This is a genomic window from Streptomyces sp. FH025, from assembly GCF_017427025.1.
GTDB lineage: Bacteria > Actinomycetota > Actinomycetes > Streptomycetales > Streptomycetaceae > Kitasatospora.
Map to the genome: position 1 here is coordinate 1 of NZ_JAFLNG010001068.1, position 1,722 is coordinate 1,722.

At 70.9% G+C, this 1,722-nt stretch carries 3 protein-coding genes and 1 pseudogene; 3 read left to right on the top strand and 1 reads right to left on the bottom strand.

Features of this window, described 5'->3' with window-relative positions; all coding sequences use genetic code 11:
* The coding region (gene rpsD / locus J0670_RS37350) for a 30S ribosomal protein S4 (RefSeq protein WP_207817221.1) at positions 1-472 on the top strand (472 nt) is incomplete at its 5' end.
* A 93-nt stretch (positions 473-565) separates the two neighbouring features.
* Here rpsD and J0670_RS37355 read toward each other — a convergent pair.
* Positions 566-883: a tetratricopeptide repeat protein gene (locus tag J0670_RS37355; protein WP_207817222.1), complete on the bottom strand. Its 318-nt coding sequence runs from the start codon at positions 881-883 to the stop codon at positions 566-568.
* A gap of 167 nt (positions 884-1,050) precedes the next feature.
* On the opposite strand from J0670_RS37355, the gene J0670_RS37360 reads away from it, so the two are divergent.
* Together J0670_RS37360 and J0670_RS37365 are read left to right on the top strand one after the other, a co-directional pair.
* Positions 1,051-1,530, top strand: a complete 480-nt coding sequence (locus J0670_RS37360; RefSeq protein WP_207817223.1) for a DUF948 domain-containing protein — start codon at positions 1,051-1,053, stop codon at positions 1,528-1,530.
* Positions 1,531-1,534: 4 nt separating this feature from the next.
* Positions 1,535-1,722 (top strand): annotated as a pseudogene (locus J0670_RS37365) (hypothetical protein); the annotation flags it as partial.

A 1,722-nucleotide genomic window follows, 5' to 3' on the forward strand; every position in this document is an offset into this window, starting at 1 on the left:
GGTCCGTCTGCTCGAGAAGCAGCGTCTGCGCGCCCAGTACGACCTGAGCGAGAAGCAGCTGTCGCGTGCGTTCGACCGCGCGAAGAAGGCCGAGGGCAAGACCGGTGAGGCGCTCGTCGCCGAGCTGGAGACCCGTCTGGACTCGCTGGTGCTGCGTTCGGGCATCGCCCGCACCATCTACCAGGCCCGCCAGATGGTCGTCCACGGCCACATCGAGGTCAACGGTGGCAAGGTCAACAAGCCGTCGTTCCAGATGAAGCCGGGCTACGTGGTCACCGTCCGCGAGCGCAGCAAGGAGAAGGTCCCCTTCCAGGTCGCCCGTGAGGGTGGCTACGCGGGTGAGGGCCAGACCCCGAAGTACCTCGAGGTCAACCTGAAGGCCCTGGCCTTCCGCCTGGACCGTGCGCCGCAGCGCAAGGAGGTCCCGGTGATCTGTGACGAGCAGCTCGTCGTCGAGTACTACTCGCGCTGACCCGCGAGCGGTTCCGCTCTTCGCGAGACCACGAGTGAGCCCCCGTCGCCTTTCGAGGCGGCGGGGGCTCGCCCCTTTTCCGGTGCCTGCCGGTCAGATCTCCTCGCCGGCCATCGCGGCGGCCAGCCGCAGGTGCGGGCGGGCCTCCTCGGTGCGGCCCTGGCGCTCCAGGGTGCGGCCGAGCATCAGCCGGGCGTAGTCCTCGGCCGGGTCGAGTTCGAGGATCCGGTGCAGCTCGGCCTCGGCGCGGCCGAGTTGGGCGGAGTGGTAGTAGCTGCGGGCCAGCAGCAGCCGGACGGAGAGGTTGGCCGGCTCCTCGGCCAGCACGCCCTCCAGCATGCGGGCGGCATCGGTGTACGCCTTGGACTCGAAGTAGAACGTCGCGAGGCGGTACTCGTCGTGGATGGCCATGGTGCTCCTTCCGGGTGGATCCTTGCCTCCTCAAGCAATGGGCAAGTTTCATCTATTCCGCGCCGGTGAGGACGGCGCGGGCCCCGGCCGGTAACCCGGTCCGGAAAGCGGGCCCGGGCGCGATAGGGTTCCCCCTGTAGAGGAGCAAGGCGAGGGAGCGCGCAAAGGTGTCCGTGGGAGAGCTGGCCGGATTGCTCGTCGCCGTCTTCTGGGCGGTCCTGGTCACCCTGCTCGCCGTGGTGCTGGTCCGCCTCTCGCGAGTGCTGAAGGAGGCCGCCGTCCTGGTCTCCGCGGTCACCGAGCAGGCCGTGCCGCTGCTGACCGACGCGGGCTCCGCGGTGCGCAGCGCCAACGAGCAGCTCGAACGGGTGGACGAGATCACCGCCAACGTGCAGGACGCCGCCGCCAACGCCAACGCGCTGTCCTCCACCGTGGCCGCCACCCTGGGCGGGCCGCTGGTGAAGGTCGCGGCCTTCAGCTACGGCGTCCGCAAGGCCGTCTCCAAGCAGCAGGGCGGCACGCCGGGCGTGCCGCTCCAGGCCGGTGAGCGCGAGGAGCTGGCCCGGCTGATCCGGGCCGAGGTGCGCGCCGCGACCGCGCCCAGGGGCGGCCTGCTCTCCAGGGTCCGGCGCGCGGTGAGGGGCTGACGACATGGCACGCATCTTCTGGATGGCGGTCGGCGCCGGCGCCACCGTCTGGGCCATGAAGAAGGCCAACGAGGCGGTTCACCGGCTCACTCCGGACAGCCTCTCCGGCACCGCGGCGCGCGGTGCGCTGCACCTGGGCGACCTCGCCAAGCAGTTCGCCCAGGACGTGAAGGCCGGCATGGCCGAGCGCGA

Bases quoted from the DNA above. Each gene is read 5' to 3' on its own strand.
- J0670_RS37355 (WP_207817222.1), bottom strand. From the start codon at position 883: ATGGCCATCCACGACGAGTACCGCCTCGCGACGTTCTACTTCGAGTCC.